The sequence below is a fragment of the Olleya sp. Ti.3.14 genome (assembly GCF_038154885.1).
GTDB lineage: Bacteria > Bacteroidota > Bacteroidia > Flavobacteriales > Flavobacteriaceae > Olleya.
Map to the genome: position 1 here is coordinate 214,517 of NZ_JBAKAO010000001.1, position 23,885 is coordinate 238,401.

The 23,885-nt window shown below is 31.8% G+C and carries 15 protein-coding genes; all 15 read right to left on the reverse strand.

Annotation, left to right across the window (positions count from 1 at the left end; all coding sequences use genetic code 11):
• Nucleotides 1-334: 334 nt before the first annotated feature.
• Complete coding sequence (locus V6251_RS00980) at nucleotides 335-706, reverse strand: cupin domain-containing protein (RefSeq protein ID WP_341586593.1); 372 nt, start codon at nucleotides 704-706, stop codon at nucleotides 335-337.
• A 21-nt stretch (nucleotides 707-727) separates the two neighbouring features.
• A complete protein-coding gene (locus tag V6251_RS00985) occupies nucleotides 728-3,016 on the reverse strand; it encodes an alginate lyase family protein (protein WP_341586594.1) in 2,289 nt (762 codons plus the stop codon).
• A 6-nt stretch (nucleotides 3,017-3,022) separates the two neighbouring features.
• Nucleotides 3,023-5,308, reverse strand: a complete 2,286-nt coding sequence (locus tag V6251_RS00990) for a heparinase II/III family protein (RefSeq protein ID WP_341586595.1) — start codon at nucleotides 5,306-5,308, stop codon at nucleotides 3,023-3,025.
• A gap of 1 nt (nucleotide 5,309) precedes the next feature.
• Entirely contained in the window at nucleotides 5,310-7,613 is a 2,304-nt protein-coding gene (locus V6251_RS00995) for a chondroitinase-B domain-containing protein (RefSeq protein ID WP_341586596.1), read from the reverse strand.
• A gap of 34 nt (nucleotides 7,614-7,647) precedes the next feature.
• Entirely contained in the window at nucleotides 7,648-8,568 is a 921-nt protein-coding gene (locus tag V6251_RS01000; RefSeq protein WP_341586597.1) for a polysaccharide lyase family 7 protein, read from the reverse strand.
• Nucleotides 8,569-8,762: 194 nt separating this feature from the next.
• Nucleotides 8,763-10,073 carry a DEAD/DEAH box helicase gene (locus tag V6251_RS01005; RefSeq protein WP_341586598.1) on the reverse strand — a complete coding sequence of 437 codons (1,311 nt, stop codon included), beginning with the start codon at nucleotides 10,071-10,073 and terminating at the stop codon, nucleotides 8,763-8,765.
• 3 nt (nucleotides 10,074-10,076) lie between these two features.
• Entirely contained in the window at nucleotides 10,077-11,417 is a 1,341-nt protein-coding gene (locus tag V6251_RS01010) for a DEAD/DEAH box helicase (protein WP_341586599.1), read from the reverse strand.
• Between the two features lie 124 nt (nucleotides 11,418-11,541).
• Complete coding sequence (locus tag V6251_RS01015; protein WP_341586600.1) at nucleotides 11,542-16,338, reverse strand: T9SS type B sorting domain-containing protein; 4,797 nt, start codon at nucleotides 16,336-16,338, stop codon at nucleotides 11,542-11,544.
• A gap of 289 nt (nucleotides 16,339-16,627) precedes the next feature.
• Nucleotides 16,628-17,218: a DUF6515 family protein gene (locus tag V6251_RS01020; RefSeq protein WP_341586601.1), complete on the reverse strand. Its 591-nt coding sequence runs from the start codon at nucleotides 17,216-17,218 to the stop codon at nucleotides 16,628-16,630.
• Between the two features lie 185 nt (nucleotides 17,219-17,403).
• Nucleotides 17,404-18,135, reverse strand: coding sequence for a LytR/AlgR family response regulator transcription factor (locus V6251_RS01025; RefSeq protein ID WP_341586602.1), 732 nt, complete (start codon nucleotides 18,133-18,135; stop codon nucleotides 17,404-17,406).
• Between the two features lie 3 nt (nucleotides 18,136-18,138).
• Nucleotides 18,139-19,176 (reverse strand): sensor histidine kinase, encoded by a 1,038-nt coding sequence (locus V6251_RS01030; RefSeq protein WP_341586603.1) that lies wholly within the window; start codon nucleotides 19,174-19,176, stop codon nucleotides 18,139-18,141.
• A 6-nt stretch (nucleotides 19,177-19,182) separates the two neighbouring features.
• Nucleotides 19,183-20,403 (reverse strand): ABC transporter permease, encoded by a 1,221-nt coding sequence (locus tag V6251_RS01035; protein ID WP_341586604.1) that lies wholly within the window; start codon nucleotides 20,401-20,403, stop codon nucleotides 19,183-19,185.
• Between the two features lie 89 nt (nucleotides 20,404-20,492).
• Entirely contained in the window at nucleotides 20,493-21,236 is a 744-nt protein-coding gene (locus V6251_RS01040) for an ABC transporter ATP-binding protein (protein ID WP_341586605.1), read from the reverse strand.
• 6 nt (nucleotides 21,237-21,242) lie between these two features.
• Nucleotides 21,243-22,448, reverse strand: coding sequence for an efflux RND transporter periplasmic adaptor subunit (locus V6251_RS01045; protein ID WP_341586606.1), 1,206 nt, complete (start codon nucleotides 22,446-22,448; stop codon nucleotides 21,243-21,245).
• 100 nt (nucleotides 22,449-22,548) lie between these two features.
• Complete coding sequence (locus V6251_RS01050; protein WP_341586607.1) at nucleotides 22,549-23,868, reverse strand: TolC family protein; 1,320 nt, start codon at nucleotides 23,866-23,868, stop codon at nucleotides 22,549-22,551.
• Nucleotides 23,869-23,885 lie beyond the last annotated feature (17 nt).

A 23,885-nucleotide genomic window follows, 5' to 3' on the forward strand; every position in this document is an offset into this window, starting at 1 on the left:
AAACATAAATATTAGGCAAGTATCAATATGTTTGTTACTTTTGTAATGTTATGTTTTTACATAATTACTTCCCGTCGAAGAAGTATTTTTTAAAAGGATAGGTCTTAATGTCTATCCTTTTTTTTATGGGTTAAAATCCCGATTTGTAATTGGTTTACCAATCTGGTTTACCAAATATATATAAAATTTTGTTAATTACAACGTTTTCGTAAAATTTAAATGTTAAAATAGAGTATGTTAGTGTTAAAATAGCAAATAAGTGTGCGTTGCGCTATTACAATATTTTCTAACTAACAAACCTTCTAACATTTAGGTAAATAAGAAACAATAATGCTTATTTATCTGAAAAGTACGATGGTCCAACACCTGTTAAAAAATCTTCTCTTACAGGGCTAAAAGTATCTATTAGCTGTCCTTCTTCTAAACAAACTGCACTATGTAATAGATTTGGTTCAATATAAACACCATCACCAGCTTCAACAATTTGCTTAACGCCATCAATTTCAAATTCAAATTTTCCAGAAACACAATACGTAGCTTGTGTATGAAAATGTTGATGAGGCGCACCTAAAGCTCCTTTTTCAAACTTTACACTTACCATCATAATTTGATTGTCATAACCTAAAAATTTTCTGGAGACACCACCTCCTAGTGTTTCCCATTCCATGTCTTTTGCGACGATGTACTTTTCGCTAAATCTTTTCATTTTTATTTGTATTTAATTATTTTATTTAAAATAATAAGAACCTGACCATTCATAATCCTTATCGTTAATTGTAACTTTATGTTTTGCGTCTACTGAAGCATTTGTATTAGCTGTTATAAATAATTTTGTAACACCTTTGACATTAGTAATTTGAATAGCTGTATAGGCTTCCGAGTTTAAGACTACCTTTAATTGCTTTATATTACTTTTGGAATTTATAGCAGACTCAGTTACTGGACTGTAACTTCCATGTGCTTCTATAATGGATACAAAAATGGTGTTTTTAGCATTTTTACGTCTGACCATAAATGCTGCCTCACGTCTTAAATTAAACTCTGGATCATTTGCTCCAATCCTAGTAAACAACAAGTCATCATTTGCTTCTGTCGAAGTTGTTAATGTGTAAAACTTACCTTTATTTAACCATGAAAGTTGACTATTATCATTAGTCGCTTTTGCTGTAGCTTCAACAAATAAATGTTGATATCCATTTTTATTACCTAATGGATTTAGTGAATTAGATGTTTTATAATCAAAATTGGTTTGAATTAATTGTCCTAAAAAATAATATGGGAAATCATATTTATTAGGCTTGTCTGAAGTCACCTTCATGATATCTAATACGTATGGTTTTTCAAAATCATCGTCTTTAATGACTGCCATAGTGCGTAAAAGCTCTGTATTTGGATAAGCATTACTATCTTTTGCACTTGCTACTTGTACATTTTTATTGTCTGAAGAAAAATAATTTAAAACAGAATGATACTGACTTCCAACTTCATATTTTGCTTCAAAGTGAGACGTTTCATTTTGAGTAATCGTATTGTGTGCAATGGTTTGTTTTGCCCAAGTTTTATTTTCTTTTAAGTAGTTTCCGCCTCCTTTTTGCTCAATGTTTACATATCTAGCTAAACCATAATCTTGTATAACTTCTTCTCCATTTTCATATAAAGAATAGGATAACTTATCATAATGCCCATGACTTGATCCTTGCGCTGCATATTTAAAGACTAATTCTATAGTTTCGTTTCTTAAAACTGCAACACCACCTTGTGTTCCTTTTGGACCATCAGATAGGTTAATAGATTTTTTAGAAAAAGGTGCGGCTTTATTATTTTTAATACCAAGTGCTACAGCTAATCCAGAGTCGTCTAATAAGACACGATCTTGTGCTTTAGCGATACTTAATAACCCAGGGTCTTGTGTTCCAAAATAGTACGAAATATCTACTGCTGTGACTAACGCACTTGTGTAATATGACATCCCTTTTTGACCATCATTTAAAGGAAAAAAATCTCCATCTGCATCAGATAAATTTAATAATGCATTAATTGACTTAAGTAAAACACCATCTTTATATTCAAATATTTTTAACTCTGGTTTTACATTATGTAATCCTTCAGCAAAAATTAAAAAAGGATACATAGCATAGCGCTGATAATAAGGTCCTTCATTATAATAACCATCTGGCGAAAAAGGCTCTTCAATATTTGCTAAAAAACCAGCTTTTCCATCTTTGTTTAAAAAACCACCATCGTCGTCTTTTTTGTTAGAGTCTAATTTTAAATCTTTAATACCGTATAATGCACGATCTATCAATTCTTGATCATCCATTACTAGACCAATCATTCCTACAGCTGCATTTCCCCAGGTACTGTGATTGTGTACTCTTTGATAAAATTGCGGACTGTCTATAGAGATATGATCTGCAAATGGTCTGAACAAATTGTTTTCCAACGTATTACGTTCTTCTTTAGTTAAATAATTATAAATACAATCATAAGCTTGACTTACATACACTAACCAATTAGAGTCATTTAAACACTGCCAAAACAATTTACCTCTGGCATAAGACCTTGTTTTTGGATGTAATGGTAATGTTTTATACAATGCTTCATACTGCATCAACATATCTTTTACATATTTAGCATATTTCTGGTCATCTAAAATTTGATATAAAACACCAGCTTTTTGCATAATAATCATGTTACTTTTATGTTTTACATGAGTATATCCACCAGAATAATCTACTGGAATTGGTGTGTCAATACCCAAAGCAATTTCGGCATCTACTTCTTCTTTTACTGATTGTAAGGTTTTATCAAAAATTGGGATGCTGCCTAATTGGGCTCTAATTTCTTTAACGCCTTGAGCAGTCAAAATTAATTTTGGATGGCTTTGGTTAGCGTTGTAATTATCTTTTTCAACCTTTTTTTGAATTATTGTTGACTCATTATTATTACACGATAACATAATACATACCAGCATTAGTGCTGTACTTTTTAAGATTAAGGCTATTTGTTTAGTCATTGTTATTTAATTTAAGGCAATTTCTAATTGATACACTTGATTTCCATTTACAGGAATTTTACCAGTTTTATTAACTATTTTATTTACAGTCTTTAATGGTTTATCATCAACCATAACTTGCATATATAAATCATTGTAAGGTTGAGAGAGTAATTGTATTGTTATGGTATCATCATTATTAAAAATATAAATATCCGAAGTCTGAGAAAACGTAATAGATACCTGTTTGTTAGTTATTGTTTGCACAGAAAATAATAAAGAAGCCTCTGCTTTAGTCAACGAGACTGCATCATTATTACTAGCTTTCCAGTCAGACTGATTTAATTTCCAATTATTAATATTAGGTGTTATTTCTGTTTCGTCAATACGTTTATCATAGGTTTTAAAAGGAAAAATGACACTTATAAAATTAAATGAGTTTTGATTATTTTTAGAAACGACAGACCATTGTTTACCTCTGGCTCCATCTGTTTTTACTGAATCTATAGTATTTAATTGTAAAATATCTAATCCCGAACCGTTATCAAACGAAGCACGTAATAAATTTGGTCCATTTTCTTTGGTATAATGTCCTTGCCAAACTTGTTTATAAGTATGATTACTTTCTGATTTAAAATTGTCTTTTACGATCCAAAACTCTTTTTTTATAGCTATCACTTGCCTTACATAATCAACACCAATGTTATTAAACCCATCGTGAGTACCCACAAATACATCCATTACAGCATTATTAAACCATGTAAGTGTTTTAGGTTGCGCTATTTTTTTAAATTTTCCAAAACCACTACCTCCTTTATTACTTGTGTATTGCTTTCCTAGTAACTGATCATCCACTAAAGCAACATTTTTAGTCATTGAGTTTTTAAACAATTCTAGGTCTGAAAGCGAATACCTAACTTGATAATTAGGTAAAACCACCTTACCATTAGCCATAGCTTGAACACCAAGTACATCTCCATGCTGATGGTCTGGTTTTATAGGGTCTACTCCTGCCGAAATAACCATCATATTATCATGTTTATCCCAACCTTCCCTCATTAAATAGTAACCAGTATCTGGAAAATCTAAGGATAAGGCTTTGGGAGGTGATGATTGCTTGTTTTTAAGTTTATCTAACTGAGTTTGACTAGCTGTCCAATAAAATTTAGTACTTAATTGATCTTTTGCAAAATAACCAATCTCGGGATTTTCAAAAAGTAGATACCCTAAAGTCATGGCTCCAGAAATATCATTAGTTTCTGCCCAAGGTGTATCTGTATCATCTGACAGTACAGGTGCTGATTTATTTGGAAAAGCAATTTTTGAAAGCGTTGTAAATAAGGACTTTAGTTTACTTTCCCAAACAGCATCTATAGGTAGTTTACTTTTTTTAGCTAATTGGTAGACGTAATAATAAGTCCCAATGTCGCTAATGTGGTAATGCACTGTGCGTTCAAACTGAAAACCGTCATTATTAATTTCCTTATCTAAATGCGCTCCCAAAAGACTCATAGCATGATTATACCATTGATCTGCACCTTCAAAATCTTTTAAAATAATGGCAATCATTGCTAAAGCTGTTAGACCTCTAGTTTGATGATTACCAGGTACAAATTCTTGATTATTTTCAAATAAATGTTGAGCGTGTTGCAAAAAAGTAGCTATTGTTACAAGTTGTTCTTGATCAGAATAACCTGATTGACCCAAAAATAAACTATGTAATTGTAACCAATTTATAACACGATAGCCTGACCTAAAAGCTTCGTAAACACCATTGCCATCAGGAATAGTTTCAAATTGATTATTAGCTAATGCTAAATTTAATGACGCTAATTGCTGTGTGAAATAATCTAAATATTTTTGGTTTTTATTTTGATAAAAATAGTAGTATCCTATATCTATCATTTTATGCTGCCTAGCCAAATGCCTTAAAGCATAAGCATTTACTGGCTGACCATTTTGATAGTTAAAAGGAAGTTTCCATTGTGCATTTGCTTCAAATTTTGCTAAATGATCTAAAGCACGCTCTGTATGTCCAGCTTCCGCTTCGGGATAAATGTTTTGATACTCTTTAAATCGTTCTTCATTTGTCTTCCAATCATAAAAATAACGCTCTGAAAATTTTTCTCTAAAATACTCAGCCAATCTTTGTTCTGATAGGTCACCATTGGCAATAAGCTGTTTTTTTACAGACTTAGTTAAATAATTACTCAGCTCTGGAATAGGTAATACTTTGTCAGAAGGAATATTTTGAGCACCTAAAAGGCTTACAAAACCTAGGCATATTATTAAATTGAAGCAAAAGACTTTCATACTAATACATTAATTTCAGTTTCAAATTTTGCACAACTTTAATTTCACCAGAATTGGTAATCGTATTGTTTTCAGGCTTTTGATCTTTTTCTCCCCAAAGAACAGCTACAATCTTAACTGGATTATTTTTAAAGGTATTATTAGCAAATTCCACATTAACAATACCTCTATTTTTAATCAAGATGTTTTCTGTCTCAGATTGTCCACAATTTGTAACCGTATTATCCTTAAATACTAAGTTTCCACCAATTGTAGACTCGTCATAACCACCACGATAATAATTTAAAACATTAGCATCTACATTACTAAAAGTATTATTCGTTACGTAAACAAATTCACTGTTATAATCACCTTTGTCATTAGTCTCTTTATTTAATTGAATCCCACTCTTACAATTTTTAATAATTGAATTAGCTACCGAAACGGTATCTGCAAAAGACCCTTTTGACACTTCTAATACGCTATTAAACTCACTAACTTCTGTATTATTAAGCCACAATCCATAAGCGCTAATCATGTTTTTGTCTAAAGTTTTAAAGGCTGCTTGGGTTTGGTTTCCTTTTAAAATAAGGTCTTCGATATGCAACACACCTTTTGGCTGCATTGAAAAAGCTGTAATATTTGATGTAAAACTTATTTCTGCTTTATTATTTTTATCTGTAGATTTTAATGTAATTAATTTAGAAATTGGTAATTCCTGATTAACTTGATATGCTCCAGGTTGTAAGCTTATTGTGTCACCAGAATTAGCTTTTGCTAAGGCTTCTACCAATTGGACTGATGTGCTAACTTTAATCGTTTTAGCTTCGGTTTTTGCCTTATTTGTATTATACCAATCGGTTCCGTAATTAGATTTATCGTATAATACTTTGTGGTTTCCTGTATTAATAATTGCTCCAATAGTAGTGTTGTCTGCAGTTCTTTTATTTCCAAATAGGTCAGTATCAATAGTTTCAAAATCAAAACCTGAATACACATTAGCATTTGCTAATTTTGGTACCATTAATTGCGGTGACACTATTGTAACGTCCATATTAGTAGTTATTAAACCTTCAGGTTTTACCTCACTTTTATTGTCACTATTAGTGTAATTACTTTTAAATAAAACACCATCTACCTTATCATAATTTTTAATTGGAAAATCAAAAGGTGTTTGATTGTATAAAACATTATTAGCAATTACCGTTCTAGTTGGTCTAGCAGAACGAATTTCGGATTTTGGTAACACGTCACTTTGACTAACATTTGACCCAACACTAAAGTGAAAAGGTGTTTTTGTATCTATAAAAGAATTATGTGCAATAACAACATCTGTAACTTGATTATAACGATTTAATGGTGATTTAGGAATTCCATTCATTATAGCCAAAGGCGCTCTAAATGTTTCACCTTTAAGGTTATAAAAATAATTATTTGTAATCCAATGTCCTGTATTAATCACTCTAATTCCACCAATAAATTGCGAATTATCATTACCTATAAAAACGTTTCCATCTATTGTAGCATAGTTTCCGTGACGTAAAACTAAAGAGCCTTCGCTTTCAAAAAACACATTATTTTTAAATGTATTATTATTTGATTTACTAGAGATAATTTCAACTTCACCATTACAACGTTCAAATAAATTATTTTCTACATTGGTATGTGATGGTGTCATAGATGTACCACTATCTCCTATTTGCATAGTTTCGCCATGTGGACCACCTTTTCTTGGTCTAGGTCCAAAATGATTGTTTATTATTTGATGGTAGTTTTTTACATGTTGGTTACCATCTAATCTTACCATTACGGTTGGACCAAAATTTGATTTTCCGGTAATATAATTATTACTTAACTGATTATGTCTTCCCCAAAATTCTACCCAATGATCACTAACATCTCTATCTGGTTGCGTAAAAGCATCAATTACACAATTAGTTACTGTACTGTGGTTAGCAATTAAAGTATCATTAATTTTAAATTGTATAACATTTTCTGAAGGCGTATGACCGTTTTTAAAATGTAACCCTTCTACTACTAAATAGTCTCCACCAATTTTTAAGTTTGAAATCCCTTCTATACTTACTTTTCCTGGAGTTTCCGCTTTTAGCGTGATTGGCTTATTTGAAGTTCCTTTACCATAAAATTCAATTTCAACATCTTTATATACACCATCTGCTAATACAATGTTATCTCCAGCTTTACTATCCTTAATTGCATTTTGCAATTCTTCAATAGAATTAACCTTGATATTATTAGAAATTTCTGTGTTTCCGCAGGAGACTAATACTATGGTAAGTAGTAAAAATGTTATTATTTTTTTCATCTATAAATTGATTAATTTGTTGCTGTTATAATTTTTAATGTATCACGTTTAAACTAAAATATTTGATGTACGCAAAACCGTTTGGGCTTGTAGTACCTAAATAATTTCCAGCTTTAAAGTAGTTATGAAAAGGCCATTTATTTAAACTTACATCAGTATAAACAAGTGGTTCTTGATTATTTAACTGTACTTCTACTCTACTAGTTGAGGCTAAAATCCTAAAATCAAAAGCTTCAAAACCAACATAACCTAAATTGTGTTTAATATCAAACCATGTAGCACTTGAAGTTTCTAGAAGTGCATCACCAGAAGTTGTTTGGTCTATTAATGATTTTTTATGTGACCATATATAACCATCTTTCCAATATATTTTAATTAAAGGAGGTCCATTATTAGAAGAAAATCCATGAATAGCCATATCCTCCTCGGAAATTATACCATGAATTTGCATTACGATTACCTTATGAAAATTTGCACTAGTATCTGCATCTTCTGAAATAGATACCACTTGCAATCTTCCAATCATTTCGCCTCCATCGTTTAAAGACCAATTTTGCTTGGCATTATTTGGATTGATTAATTCTCTTAGTTCTGTTCTGGAATACGAACTATTTGAGGTTGAAACATCAGGAATAGAATAAAACACTAAACTATTGTCTGAAGTATTGTCATATAAATATGGTTGAATAGCTGTTATATTTTGATAACCAAAATCTACTAATTGATTTGGTTGAAACTCGTCTGGAGAACCATTATTATTTAAATCGACTGGTAAAGTTAATTTCCAATTTGTAAAGTCTATTATGGGTGTGCTATTTTCAGTCTCCAGAATTTGACCAATAGTCGTGGTCGCATTGTTATCCTCTGGATTATCAACCGATGAACAAGACATCCATAAACTTAAAAACAAAGTTGTTTTTAATACAAATGCGGTTGAAGAAAAAGCGAATTTCATTATAAAAATATAAAAATATAAAAATTGGTTTACCAAACTGGTTTACCAAATATAAACGTTTTATATTAATATTAAAATTTTTAACGGTTTTATTAATAAATTGCTAATTATTAGCCTTTAAATTGATTAAACAATAAGTAGTAATAAATTTAAGTAAGTCATATATAATTATAGGTTTAAACTAAGTGCAATAACTAAATAGCGTAAACTCTTACCTTTTTCTTCTTTAATCTTGTGTTATTAATTTTATGGACAATAATAGTTGCCTTTGTTTTTGGCACAGCTACAAACACACAATCTTGTTTAAGTTCTATAATTCCAATTTCGGATTTATCTAGATTACATTGTTTAAACAATACACCTGCTACATCTCCTTTAGAGATTTTATCTTTACGTCCTCCAGAAATAAATAGAGTTGCCCAATCTGTAGCTAAAGTATTAACTGTTCCTTTTGGCGTTACTGTATCATCAAATTTAATAAAATCCGGAAGGCGCTCTCCTTCCCATTGAATGACATAAGATGTCCCTTCTGCATTCATACGTGCAGTACGACCATTACGATGTGTAAACTCTTCTGCCTTTAAAGGTAATTGGTAGTGAATAATGTAATTTAATTCAGGAATATCTAAACCACGTGCTGCAAGATCTGTGGCTATTATAATTTGATGTGTACCGTTTCTAAATTTAATTAATGCTCGCTCTCTATCAATTTGTTCCATGCCACCTTGAAAACAACCATGTCCAATATTATTTTTAGTTAAAAAGTCACTTACAAATTGTATAGTATCTTTATAATTACAAAATATAATTCCGGGTTTGTTACCTATATCATGTAATAAATCGACTAACGTTTGAAGCTTATTTTTATCTGGAGACAAAACTTGCTTGATTTCTAAATTTGAAACTTTAGTATCAGAATAATCAATAATCAATTCGTTTTCAAGACCTACAAAACGCGGAATTTCCATGTCTTGAGTTGCTGATGTTAGAATCCTTCTTTTAATATGAGGCAAACTAGCTATTATTTCACTCATTTCCTTTTCAAAGCCTACTTCTAAAGACTTATCAAATTCGTCTAAAACAAACGTGTTTATATCATCCACTACAAAGGTTTCACGTCTTAAGTGATCTGCCACACGACCAGGAGTACCTACTAAAATCGCAGGTGTATGCGCTAAGTCGATTTTATCTTTACTAAAATGTCTACCTCCATAAACAGCATTGGCTTTAAAACCGGTTCCCATAGTGCGAATCACTTGTTCTATCTGAATAGCTAGCTCTCTAGATGGTACTAAAATTAATAATTGTACATTTTTGCAATCTGTATTTAACGCAGTAATGGTAGGCAATAAAAAGGCTAGTGTTTTACCAGTTCCTGTTGGCGATAATAACACTGTGTTTTCAGCATTTGTAATAGACAACAAGGCTTCTTCCTGCATTGGATTAAGTGCCTTGATATTTAATTTATCTAAAATATCTTGCTGTACTTTTAAATAGCTACTCATGGTTTATTTTCTCTTTTTTTTCTTTGCAACCTCTTGTTTATCAACAATGGTATTATTTTCTGCTATGTAATTAGATAATATTTTATCTACTAATTCTTCTTTTGTTAGATGGTGAAAAATAGTTTTTACTTTTGCTTTAAAATCTTCTGGTATATCTCTGTTTACCTTAGTTTTAAAGATTTTTTTAGCCCAAAGTAAACCATTATTTTCTTCAATACTTTTAGCGTCAGCTTTTTGGTATTGTTTAAAGGTTATTCCTAATTCTGCTTCAAATTCCGGAATATCTTGTATTTCATCTTCTTGAATAACACTTAATGCAAGACCGTTTGCTCCTGCTCTAGCTGTACGACCACTTCTATGCACGTAGGCATCATAGGTGTCTGGTAAATGATAATTAACTACAAACGCTAAGTCTTTTACATCAATACCACGAGCAGCCAAATCTGTAGCAATAAGTATATTAATATGACCTTCTCTAAATTGACCCATGATTCGATCTCGAATCCCTTGAGATAAACTTCCATGTATTGCTCCTGATGAAAATTTATTAATGGCTAAATTTTTAGCCAACTTATTGACTGCAGCTTTGGTCTTACAAAAAATAATACCACGTTGACCATCGTTAGCGTTTAAAAAGTGCATTAACACATTTAATTTCTCGATAGGCTCAACCACAACGTATTGATGGTCTATGCCTTGATGACCAACGGTTTCCATATCAGCTTCAATAGTCAACACTTTTTTAGACAAACTGTTTTGAACCAATTGCTTTATTGTTCCTGGCATAGTTGCTGTAAACAATAATGTTCTTCTGCTTTTTGGTAAAACCTTAATTATGGCATCTACACCTTCTTTATGTGCACTCACCATTTCATCTGCTTCATCTAAAACAAAATAAGAGATTTCTTTAATATTTATAGCGTTACGCTCTATTAAGTCGGCTAAACGTCCAGGAGTAGCTACAACAATATGTGTCGTACTTTTAAGTGTTTCTATTTGCGGTTTTATTGGTATACCACCAAAAACACCAGCAATGGTAACTCCTAGTTTAGGCGCATTAAATGCTTCTAAATTTTTAAATATTTGCTGACCCAACTCTCTTGTTGGAGCTAAAATTACTGCCTGAATATTACTTTTACCATTGTCTATTAATTGTAATAATGGTAATCCAAAAGCTGCAGTTTTTCCGGTTCCAGTTTTTGCTATAGCTACAACATCCTCTGTATTGTTAAGTATTACAGGTATTACTTTTGATTGAATATCTGTTGGATCTGTGATTTGCAAATCTGCTAAAGCACTTTGTAATACTGCATTAATACCTAAACTAGAAAACTGTTGTGACATAAAATATAATTTTATGCAAAGATAGTAGAGTTTTGTTGGTTTAACAGATTTTTAAATAAAGTATTACTATCTAAAAGAGTTAACAAATTAAGAGATGATTATTGATCGTTATTCAAATATTACATTATCTTTTTAATGTAAAATGTCCTCTTCTAAAAGTACCATCATATAATTCTAAAACATACCAATAGTCGCTTGTGGGAAGGTTATCTCCTTTAAAAGTACCATCCCAACCTTGAGAATTACTATTTAAACGTGTAATTAGTTTTCCAAAACGATCAAAAATATGAACGCTTTTTATTTCGTTTTTTTGGTCTGTCACTTTCCAATATTGATTGTAAATATCTCCATTAGGAGTAAAAAACTGAGGTGTTATGATGGATCTATTTTTTATTGTGAATTGCTCAGAGGTGCATCCAACAGCATTTCCAGCACCATTATAAGGTGTTATACTTACGTAAATTGTGGTATTATCTGAAAAAACTTCGGTAGGTTGAAAACTTGTCGTGTTACCAAGGTCTAAAGTATTTATAATATCTGTTCCGTTTGCGGTTGTACCAACAGATATAAAGTATCCTGTAGCATTTGAAATAGCATTCCAAGATAAAATTGTGGACACAGAAACTTCGGTTTCGTTATTAATAGGCGTTGTTAAATAAGTACATTCTGGCACTATTGTTTCGGTTGTAAAATAAACTTCAGAACAATTTACAGCATTTCCAACACTGTTATAAGCGCTGATTGTTACATAAATGGTTGTTTGGTCAGGCCAGTTTTCCGCGAAAGCGTAATTAGTGGTATTACCAACATCTACTGCATTTACAAGGTCTGATCCACCAGAAAATGTTCCAGCTGTAACAATATAACCCTCTGCATACGGACTAGCTGTCCAACTTAAATTTGTGGTAACTGACACGTTATTTTCGCCATTAAAAGGTGCTAAAACACTTGTACATTCCGGAATTAATAATTGGGTTGTAAAACTTTGTTCAGAACAACCAACTGCTTGTCCTGTGGCGTTGTAAGGTGTTATTGATACAAAAATTTGTGTGTTTTGAGGTAGTATTAATGGATAATTATAGGTAGTAAAATTACCAACGTCTACCGCATTAACAAGGTCGTTTCCTCCTGGTGTGGTACCCATTGTTATGATGTAGCTATCTGCATTTGCATCTGATTGCCACGTAATATTAGTATTTAAAGCAACATTGGTATCGCCATTATATGGAGCTACTAAATTAACACAAAGCGGTGTCAAGTCCTCTGTTGTAAATTGGTCGTCACCACAAACCGTTGCGCCTGAAGCGTTATAGGCTGAAATTGTTACAAATACAAGCGTATTACTAGGCAAATCCATTGGAGGTGTAAAAGTAGTAACACTACCAACATCTGTTGTTGCCATAATATCTGAGATTCCGGATGCTGTTCCGATAGCAATAGTATAGCCTTCTGCAAAAGTACTAGCAGACCAAGTTAGATTAGTGTTTACTGCAACGTCTAATTCTTGATAAAAAGGCGAGATAAGATTAGAACAAAATGGTAATGGTAATTCGGTTATAAAACTATCTTCCAAACAACCTATTGCACTTCCAACAGAATTATAAGGTGTTATTGATACAAAAATTGATGCTTCGCTTGGTAAATCCGTTGGTAAATTATAAGTTGTACTATTACCTACATCAAGGTTATTAATAATATCTGCTCCTCCAGAAGTTGTACCAACTGTTAAAAAGTAACCTGTTGCATTACTAATAGCAGTCCAACTTAAGTCTGTTGCAATTGACACATCTACTGCTCCATTTAATGGTGAAATTAAACTGGTACATAACGGAATAACAACTTCTGTTGCAAAACTCTCTTCCGAGCAACCTGTTGCGTTTCCAGCAGAATTATATGGAGTAATTAAAACAAATATTGGCGTTTGATCTGGTAAATCTGTTGGTAAATTATAAGTGGTCACATTACCAACATCTTGGTTATTTAAGATTTCAGTTCCACCAGAAGTAGTCCCAACCGTTAAAAAGTAACCTGATGCATTACTAATAGCGATCCAAGATATATCTGTAGCAATTGAAACATCTACTGCTCCGTTTAATGGCGAAATTAAACTGGTGCATAAAGGCGGAATTTGTTCTGTTGTAAAACTCTCTTCTAAGCATCCCACAGCATTTCCAGAGGTATTATAAGGTGTAATGTTTACAAATATCTGCGTGCCATAGGGTAAGTCTGTTGGTAAATTATAGGTGGTATTATTTCCAACATCAAGGTTATTAATAACATTTGTGCCTCCAGAAGTTGTACCAACTGTTAAAAAGTAACCTGTTGCATCTGTAATTGGATTCCAAGTTAAATCTGTTGTTACTAAAACAGCTCCAGCAGTATTTAAAGGAGTTGTTAAAGTTGTGCAACTTGGATTATTTCCAAAGGTTGTAAATGTTTGCTCAATACAACCTGTTGCGTTACCTAAGCTATTATAAGGAATAATAGTTACATAAATTATTGTTGATTCTGGAAAATTTATCCCTGGATTATAAAAAGTTGTATTACCAACATCTACTGCGTTAGCTATATCTGTGCCACCACTTGTTGTTCCCATACTAATCGTATAACCAATAGCAAATGGGCTTGAGTCCCATTGTATATTTGATGTTAAAGGCACATTAACATCACCATCTAAAGGCATTGTCAAAGTAGTACAAATCGTTGGACTAATAGTTGAATTAGTTGTAAAACTAACTTCAGGACAATTTAAAGGCACACCACTATTGTCATAAGGTGTTATAGTTACAAAAATTTGAGTGCTTGGAGGAAAATCACTTCCAATATTATAGCTAGTGCTATCTCCAACATCAAAATTATTTAATATATCTGTTGCTCCAGCTGTGGTACCAATACTTAAAAAATAGCCACAAGCTCCTAAATTTTCAGACCATTCTAAAGTTGTATTTAAAGCTACATTTGTACTTCCAATAACAGGTGCGATTAGCGTAACACAATCTTGAGTAGGTGAAATGACATTTAAAGTAATATCGTTTCGTATTAATAAAAGATTTTTTCCATCAGTTCCAGGAGGATTCGAGTTTTCAAAAGGGACTAAATCTGAAGTAATTTCAGAATGGTATACTGCTGCATCACAACTATCCACAGAAGGGATTGTATAATTTGGACTGTCAGGAGCACCAGGAATTGCCACTCCATCTTTAAACCACGTATAATGGTTTTGACTACCAGCACATATCGTTGTAAGCGTCACAGAATCTCCAGCATTAACAGTTATTGTATCTATGGTATCTACTTTAGCTTGTGGAGCGTAAAAATAGTCATCAATATTAGGAATACTAGTCCAACTTGGTGGAGGACCAAATGTATTATCATAAAGAACATAATCAGCATGTTCATTTTCAAAGTGGCCAAACTCAAAGTTATTATTATCAAAAGCAAGGTTAAACCTTATTGGACTAACATTAAAATAAGGTGCAATTAAAGACGCAAAATCTGGTATTTGACCTGATAGCATATTATAGCTAACAACTAAGTCACCACCTCTAATACCTCCATCATTAAGTCGTATTGTATAAAATTGATCTAAAATTGAAGTTCCAGTAAATAAGTTATTATTGACTATCAAAGTTCTTAAATCGATATTTTGAGTGATATCTAGAGATTCAATTTGATTAAATGACGCTCGAAATGAAAATAATTCTACATTCTGAGTAAGATCTAAACCTGTTGTTGTAAATAAGTTATTGCTAATATCAACAGTCCATACCACTGTGTTTTGAGTAAGATCCAACTCAAGTATTTGGTTGTCGCTTAAATTTAAATACCTAAGAAATGTGTTTTGGGTTAAGTCTATTGATGGTAATAAATTGTCATTTGCCCAAAGTCTTTCTAATAATAAGTTTTGTGTAACATCTAAAGCTGTAAGGTTATTATTATAAATCCACAAGGTCTCTAAAGCTACTATATTGGTTAAATCTATTGTATTTAAATCGTTGTTTGTTAACCATAAAGTTTCTATAAGTGGATTACTAACTAAATCAATTACTAATGGAACCGTTTGATTATTTCTAATATCTACATAAGCGACTTCTGGCACATTAGCTAAAGAAACTGGATTAATAAAATTATGCGTCCAAATAGTTAATCTCCTAAAAGTATTTGTTGTTGGTAAAATTAAGTCTTCTACATAGGTGCTAAACAAATCTAAACGTTCTAAATTTATATAATTAGAAACATCTACTACGCTTATATTTAAAGAGCTTATATACACCTCTCTTAAAGCAGAAGCCTCGTTAGGCAACGTTATAGCAGTACTGACTTGGCTACCTCTTATATCTAAATCTTCTAATCCATCTAATAACGAGAAGTCAAGGGTTGGATCAGATAAACCAGAAACAATTAAATCGGTTAGAGTATTAGTTACTGGTAAAATTAAATTGGTAACTTCCCTTAAAAAATTAATTACTACTGACACTAGATTTATATTTTGAGATAAATCCACAATAGTTATTGGTGGTTCGCCAGGAGTATTAATATCGCTTTCTAAAAGGAGTGTTTCCAGCAAAACATTTTGAGACAAATCAATAGTTATTAGGGCATCATTATTATCAGAGGTCAAATTTAACAAGCTTGTAAGTGCTGTTGAAGCAATGTTTATAATTGGATTATCACCTAAATCTAAATCGGTAAGATTTGTGAACGCGTTAATACCTGAAATATCTGAAATATTTGTTCCTGATAATGTTAAAGCTGTTACTGCTTGCGCATCTGTATTTAAAATATTACCATTTAATCCATTTGTATCTATACCTTGAGCAATTAATTCTTGTTCAAAATTAGTATCTGTTATTACTGTTGTTTGCGATAAACTTAGATTTATAAATATAAAAGAAAACAGGAATAAACAAAATGATTTCATTATAATATATTATTATTGTTGGTAATGGTTTGGATAGTTACAAAGTACGAAAACTCCTATTGATTTAGAAATTAAAATTTAAATGATTTATAAAATTGTTTTTAACAAATTATATTTAAAATATTTAGGTCGTTGTTAATTAATGGTATAAAACCTGATTTTTATTTTGAGCAATTACAAATATCAAAAACATTTAACCGTTTATTTAATAAATTATACAAATCAAAAAGAGGATAATTTTTCAATTATCCCCTTTTCTCACTATCAACAAACCAAATCAAAAAATCATTTATTCCATTTCAATAATATCAACCACTTCATAAGCTCTGGTGCCATCTATTTGTATTTTTTCGTATAATATATTTGCGAATTCGTAATATGTTTCGTCGTTTATAACAACCTTTTCATAATCGTCTGGTAACTCATAAACAATAGTTCCAACTTCTGGATCTACCACTTCATACTGATTATTTATTTGAATATAAAATATACCATGAGCATTGAAATAATTGTGGTTGTTATAACGTACTCTTTTATAATTTACAGGTAAAGTTTTAATTCTAAAACCAACCTTTGGAGCTATTACAATATACCGACCTCTGGATTGTGTATAATACTTGTTATTAGCATAGTAATAATTTTGTCCTTTATGTACTACAAGAGTTCTGTTTGGTACATTTCTAACCGAAACCACTTTACGTTTAGGCGTTTTATATGTTACTTTTGTACTTGGTACGCGCGCAGCAATAGTACGTTTAGTAATTGTAACTTTTCTACTATTATTTGTGGTTGTAGTTCTTCTCGTTTGTGCTTCTGCTTGAGATGCAAATGCAACCAGCAATACTGCTGGTAATATGTATGCTTTTATAAATGTTTTCATAATTTAAAGATTTAAAATTCAACTTTATTTTACTATTAATACTAAGACGTTTTTTAGTATTAATAGTTTAAAGGTATTTGAATTAATTACATTAAAAAATGAAAATAGACGGTTAGCTAAATTGTATCTACTTAATCGATAATTTTATAGATGAGATTATTTTAAAGTGACAAATTCCTAGCAAATTAATGCAAAGAATTATTATTAATATACTCTAAAAACTTAGGTTTATATTGCTCTGAAACCGTTATACGTTGACCGTTAATTATAATCTGGCTACGCTCTATAACATCTATATTTTTAAGGGATACTATAAATGAGCGATGCACACGCATAAATTGTGTTTCTGGCAATTCTTGTTCTAAAGATTTTAAACTCATTAAAGTTAAAATAGCTTTTGGGTTGTCTTTTAACCAGATTTTAATGTAGTCTTTTAACCCTTCAAAATATAAAACATCTGCTAACTTTATACGCAATTGTTTGTATTCCGATTTTACAAAAAGGAATTCTTTTGCTTCAAAAACTACAGGTTGATTCTTCCCTTTTACCAACTCAAACCAAGTAGCTGCCTTATTGGCAGCAGCTAAAAACTCAGCATAATCAAAAGGCTTTAAAAGGTAATCTAAAGCTTCTACTTTAAAACCTTCTAACGCATAATGATCAAAAGCTGTAGTAAAAATTACACGCGTATCTTTTGGTAACATTTTAGAAAATTCAATACCAGATAAATCTGGCATTTGTATGTCTAAAAACAATAAATCAATAGGATTATTTTTTATAAATTCCATAGCTTCAATTGCGCTACTACACTTTTGTTTTAAATCTAAAAAAGGTGTTTTTTCCACATAACTTTCTACTAAATTTAAAGCCATAGGCTCATCGTCCACAATAACACACGATATTTTTATATTGCTCATAATTTAATTAGTTTCAATTTTTAAAGTAACTAAAAAGCGGTCATCTTTTAAAATAGTTTTAAAGCTGAATTTATCCGAATATAATAATTCTAAACGCTTTTCTAAATTCTGAAGTCCAATACCAGAACCACTTTTATCGTCTGTTTTCTTTGGGAAATTATGGTTTTCAACAGAAAATAACACAGTTGCAGCATCACAAGTCATATTAATATCAATAGTACTTGGTTTAGTAGCCGAAACACCATGTTTAAAAGCATTTTCGATTAACGAAATAAACAACAAAGGTGCTATTTGTATACCAGTTTCTTTTACAGGAAAGCTATAGCTAACACTTGTTTTATCGGACACTCTTAGCTTCATTAAATCGATATACTTTTTAAGAAAATCGATTTCTTTACTAAGTGGAACCACTTCTAAATTAGTTTCATACAACATATAACGCATTAACTTACTTAAACTGTGAATTGAAGATTTTGCTTGATCTGGCGAAATATCTACTAAAGAATAAATGTTATTTAACGAATTAAAAAAGAAATGTGGCTGCAATTGATAATGCAAATGCTGTAACTCTGACTTTAATTTAAAATTAGCAGCTTCCTTACGTTCGGCTTCTGTTTTAACCCATCGTTTTGTTGATTTTAATGCTACTGAAAAGAACAAAGGTGCTAAATACGATAACAATTGTATGTAAATAGCCATTTTAAAAGGTGGCTCTACTCTGTTGGTATTTGCTAGTCGTTTTTTTAGAAGCTCTTGAAAGTAATTATCTTCTATATATTCTTTTAAAAACAAAAACAATCCTATCAGAGCTATATTTACCACTATAAACAGTAGCGTTTTTTTTGGAAATAAAAAGCGATCTACAAGTAAAAAATAATTGATGTAAAAGATAATAGCAGAAAAGAACAAAGGAATCCAAAAATGTGCGATTACCCTATTAATTTCTTGCTCTTGTCCATACGACAGTAAATATGGCAAACAAAATAATGTTAGCCATACTAGCACGTGTGATACTACCGTTATTGTTTTATTCTTGTACATAATTTATTATTCGTAACGTAAAGCGGTTATTGGATCTAAAGCTGATGCTTTTCTTGCTGGATACCATCCAAAAAAGATACCTGTCACAGCACATACTGCAAAGGAAATGACAATTGAATACATAGCCACGCTTGTAGGCCAATTTAAGAATTTTTCGATAAATACAGTCGCTCCAAGACCTAAGATTACTCCTAAAACTCCACCTGTAATACTTATTAAAATAGCTTCAATTAAAAATTGCATTAAAATATCCGATCCTTTACCACCAACAGCCATACGTAACCCAATCTCCTTAGTACGTTCTTTTACAGAAACATACATAATATTCATAATCCCAATTCCTCCAATTAATAGTGAAATACTAGCTACCGCAACTAGCAGTATTGTAAGCATTTCGCTGGTTGAACTGAACGTTGAAATTAACTCTTCCATAGAACGCACAGTAAAATCGTCTGTATCACTATCCGTTAATTTGTGTTGTTCTCTTAAAATTTTAGAGACTTCTAAAACAGCATTTGGCGCCTCTTCCTCACTGATAGCAGATGACATAATCTGATTTAAATGATCGATAGCCAAAATACGTTTTTGAACCGTTGTATAAGGTGCTATGACTACATCGTCTTGATCTTGACCAAAGGTGTTTTCTCCTTTTTCTTCTAAAACACCTATAACTTTAAACGGAATATTATTAAAACGAATCATTTGCCCTACAGGATCTTGACCATCAGGAAATATATTATCTACAACCGTTTGACCTATTACAGCCACTTTAGATGCTGTTTGAACCTCAGCATCTGTAAACATACTCCCACTTTGTAAATCGACCACTTTAATGTTTAAATACTCAGGATTAACACCGTAAATCGATGATGGCCAGTTGCTAGAGCCATTAATAACTTGACCTTTACCTTCTACCACTGGCGTGCTGTAACTTAGTAAAGTCGACTGTGCTTTAATGGCTTTATAATCACTTAAAGTCAGCGATTCCATAACACTTGCCTCTTGCCTTACACCGCCTCTTGTGTCCGCACCTGCTTTTATAGTTATCATATTAGAACCCATACTTGATATGGTAGTCCGAATGCTCTCTTTGGAGCCTTCTCCAATAGCTAACATTGCAATAACAGAAGCCACACCTATAATAATCCCAAGCATCGTTAATAAGGTTCTTGTTTTATTAAGAATGATGGCTTTTGTTGCGATTTTAAATAAATTTAATAGTCTCATCTGTTTATATTTATTGTTTTTTTAAGGTCAAATGGAATGCCACAATTACATATAAATTCATATTAGAATTTTGATATGGCATTTCATAATTAACCGTCTTGTTTAGGTAGTTTGGCCAATTCATTTGCTGCAGAGTGAATATTATGATTCTCATAATCCTGCATCACTTCACCATCTTTTAACACAATAGTTCTACTGCTAAACGTCGCTATATCTGGCTCGTGCGTAACAAATGTGATTGTAATCCCTTGTTTGTTTAACTCCTGAAATAACGCCATTATCTCATACGACATTCTTGTATCTAAATTCCCTGTGGCTTCATCAGCTAAAATCATTACTGGATTATTAACCAACGATCTGGCAATAGCCACACGTTGTTGTTGTCCTCCCGAAAGCTGCGAAGGTGTATGATGCAATCGCTCGCCCAAACCAACCATCTCTAAAGCTTTGATTGCACGTTCCCTTCGCTCTTCGGAATTTACTTTACTGTTATATAATAAGGGCAACTCCACGTTTTCAATAGCCGATGTTCTTGCTAATAAATTATAAGATTGGAAAATGAATCCAATTTTCTCGTTTCGAATAGTTGCCAATTCATTTCTAGATAAATCTTTCACTCGAACACCATCAATTTCATAGGTTCCGGACGTTGGTTGATCTAAACATCCTAAAATGTTAAGCATGGTACTTTTTCCTGAACCACTTGATCCCATTATAGTGACAAATTCTCCTTCTTTAATATCAAACGAAATACCTCTTAATGCATGAACCGTCTCGGTTCCCATGGTAAACTCTCGTTTTAAATCTTCTATTTTTATGATTGCTTTACTCATAATTATTTATTTTTTCCTGTTACCTCCTGGTTTTTGTGGCATAAATGGACTTTCGCTTTTAGCGGAAACACTAGCCTCAGATTTTGAAACCCCTTTTAAACTATATACAAGTTTATCTCCTTCTGAAACGCCATTTAACACTTGTACATTTACACCATCACTTGCGCCAAGTGTTACTGTTTTAGGTGAAATAGTCCCGTTACTTTCCAATACCCAAAGTGTTGTTCCTTCTTTAGTTCTTTCAATGTTATTAGCTTCTAATTGATGTTGTAAATTATAGCTTGCAAAGACTTCTTTTTCTGGTTTAAAGTTTATGGCTTTAGCTTCCGCAGTTAATACATCATTTAATTCTAATGTGTAAATTGAAATAGTTGCTGTTAATCCTGGCTTCAGTTTTAAATCTGGGTTATCTGCCTTAATTACAACGGTATACGTTACCACATTTGAAGTAACCGTTGGGTCTAATCTTACTTGTGTTACTTCACCTTCAAAGGTTTCTCCTAAGTAAGCATCGACTGTAAATGTCACGCGTTGACCTTCTTTTACTTGTCCTATATCTGCTTCATCCACATCTGCCTCTACTTGCATTTCTTTTAAGTCTTGAGCAATAGTAAATAGCGTTGGTGTACTTAAACTTGCTGCTACCGTTTGACCTTCGTCAATAGCTCTAGACAATACCACACCATTGATAGGCGAATAAATGTTGGCATATTCTAAATTAGTCTTAGCTTGTTGCAAATCTGAATAACGCTGTGTTACTGTTCCTTTTGCTGTTTGATAATTAAAATTAGCATCATCAAAATCGGATTTACTTATCACTTGATTATCAAATAATGTTTTCTGTCTGTCGTAAATTGTTTTTGTGTAATTTCTTTGACTTATTGCATTATCATAGACAGCTTGCGCTTGAGTTTTTGCTGCGTTTAGATTGGTTTTATCCAACTCAGCAATCAACTGACCTTCTGTAACTACACTATTATAATCCACATATATTTTTTCTACCACTCCAGAGACTTGTGTACCAACCTCAACTTGTGTAATTGGTTCCATAGTTCCTGTTGCAGTAACCATAGTGGTTACGTTATTTATTTTTGCTGTAACTATTTTAGGCTCTATAACTATGGCATCGTCGCTTTTTAAAAAGTTATAGCCTACAAATGCAAGTACAAGTACGACAATGCTAGTTAATATTATATTTTTTTTGTTTTTCATGTGTGTATATTTATTGTTAGTTATCTGTCACATGGTGCTTCCATATTATAATTTCTGTAGGTATCGAAATTTAGTTATGGAAGGTTCATGACTATGTTGATTAAAGTTTAATATCGTTTCCTTGGTAAAATTGTAATAACTCGTGATATAAAATATTTAGGTATTTAGATTGTAAATAGTTTTGCTGCGCATTGGTAAAAGTGTTTTGACTTATTACCAAGTCTGTTGTGCTTAAACCACCTAATTCATACTTTTTTTGTGCAAGTTTATAGCTTTGTTCTGCTGCTACTTTAGAGGCCTCTGCAGCTATAACTTGCTCTTGCGCAGATACTGCATTTTGGTAAGCTGTTTCTACTTTTTTATAAACTTCTTTCTCTGTAGTTTGCTTTTGTATTTGCGCTTTATCAATGTTTATTGATGCTGTTTTAACTGCTGCTTTGGTTTGATTTCTATTAAAAATTGGAATGGTTAGCGATAATCCTAATTTTTGATTGAAGTTAACATCAAACTGATCTGAAAACGTATTGTCGTTAATACTTGTGTAACCAGAACCAATACTTCCTGTTAAGGATAAAGTTGGTAAAAAACCTCCTTTAGCAATGTCAAGTGCTTTCTCGTTTACTGCAATATTTAAATTACTTGCCTGAATTTCTGGTAGAAAACCTATAGCATTATTGTAAAGTTGATTTTTATCGATATCTAGATTAATTAAATCCATGTTTTCATCAATAGTTTCAATTTGAATATCTTCTAGAGGCGATAATTCTAATAATTGTTTTAGTTGAATAATGTATTGTTGGTAATTGTTTTTGGCCGATATTACATTAAATTTGTTAGTAGCTGCTTGACTTTGTGCTTCGGTATAATCACTTAAAGCAATGGTTCCTGCATCTAATCTTGCTTTTGCTCTTTCAACTTCTTTTTCTGATGCAATAACATTGTTTTCCGCTATAGCGATACTTTCTTTACTATAAAGTGTTTGTAGATACACTTCTAGAATGTTTAAAACAATATTGTTTTTTTCGACTTCTTCTAGAAAAATACTTTGCTCTAACAAAATCTTGTTTTGCTTGATTTGGTTGCTAAGTTGATTCCCTTGAAATAAAGTCATCGAGCTATTAATACCAACATTTGTACTATGGATTTGATCTGTAACATAATCGCTAGTAATAGGATCTATAGTACTTCCGTTAGAAAAATTTTGCGATGCACTACCAAATAGGTTTGGTAATCTAGATGACTTTGCTTTACTGTAATCCGCTTCAGCAAGGTTTTTATCCAAAGTGGCATCTTTAATCGTAATATTATGCTCAATTGCATAATCTATGCAATCTTGAAGCGACCAAACTTTAGTAGATGTTTTTTGAGCAAACGACAGTTGCACAAAAAATAAACTGACTATGATTAAATATAATTTCATTTTAAAAGGTGTTTTAA

Bases quoted from the DNA above. Each gene is read 5' to 3' on its own strand.
- V6251_RS01020 (WP_341586601.1), bottom strand. From the start codon at position 17,218: ATGAAAACATTTATAAAAGCATACATATTACCAGCAGTATTGCTGGTT.
- V6251_RS01000 (WP_341586597.1), bottom strand. From the start codon at position 8,568: ATGAAATTCGCTTTTTCTTCAACCGCATTTGTATTAAAAACAACTTTG.
- V6251_RS01025 (WP_341586602.1), bottom strand. From the start codon at position 18,135: ATGAGCAATATAAAAATATCGTGTGTTATTGTGGACGATGAGCCTATG.
- V6251_RS00990 (WP_341586595.1), bottom strand. From the start codon at position 5,308: ATGAAAGTCTTTTGCTTCAATTTAATAATATGCCTAGGTTTTGTAAGC.
- V6251_RS01015 (WP_341586600.1), bottom strand. From the start codon at position 16,338: ATGAAATCATTTTGTTTATTCCTGTTTTCTTTTATATTTATAAATCTA.
- V6251_RS01010 (WP_341586599.1), bottom strand. From the start codon at position 11,417: ATGTCACAACAGTTTTCTAGTTTAGGTATTAATGCAGTATTACAAAGT.
- V6251_RS01035 (WP_341586604.1), bottom strand. From the start codon at position 20,403: ATGAGACTATTAAATTTATTTAAAATCGCAACAAAAGCCATCATTCTT.
- V6251_RS01040 (WP_341586605.1), bottom strand. From the start codon at position 21,236: ATGAGTAAAGCAATCATAAAAATAGAAGATTTAAAACGAGAGTTTACC.
- V6251_RS01030 (WP_341586603.1), bottom strand. From the start codon at position 19,176: ATGTACAAGAATAAAACAATAACGGTAGTATCACACGTGCTAGTATGG.
- V6251_RS01050 (WP_341586607.1), bottom strand. From the start codon at position 23,868: ATGAAATTATATTTAATCATAGTCAGTTTATTTTTTGTGCAACTGTCG.
- V6251_RS01005 (WP_341586598.1), bottom strand. From the start codon at position 10,073: ATGAGTAGCTATTTAAAAGTACAGCAAGATATTTTAGATAAATTAAAT.
- V6251_RS00985 (WP_341586594.1), bottom strand. From the start codon at position 3,016: ATGACTAAACAAATAGCCTTAATCTTAAAAAGTACAGCACTAATGCTG.
- V6251_RS01045 (WP_341586606.1), bottom strand. From the start codon at position 22,448: ATGAAAAACAAAAAAAATATAATATTAACTAGCATTGTCGTACTTGTA.
- V6251_RS00980 (WP_341586593.1), bottom strand. From the start codon at position 706: ATGAAAAGATTTAGCGAAAAGTACATCGTCGCAAAAGACATGGAATGG.
- V6251_RS00995 (WP_341586596.1), bottom strand. From the start codon at position 7,613: ATGAAAAAAATAATAACATTTTTACTACTTACCATAGTATTAGTCTCC.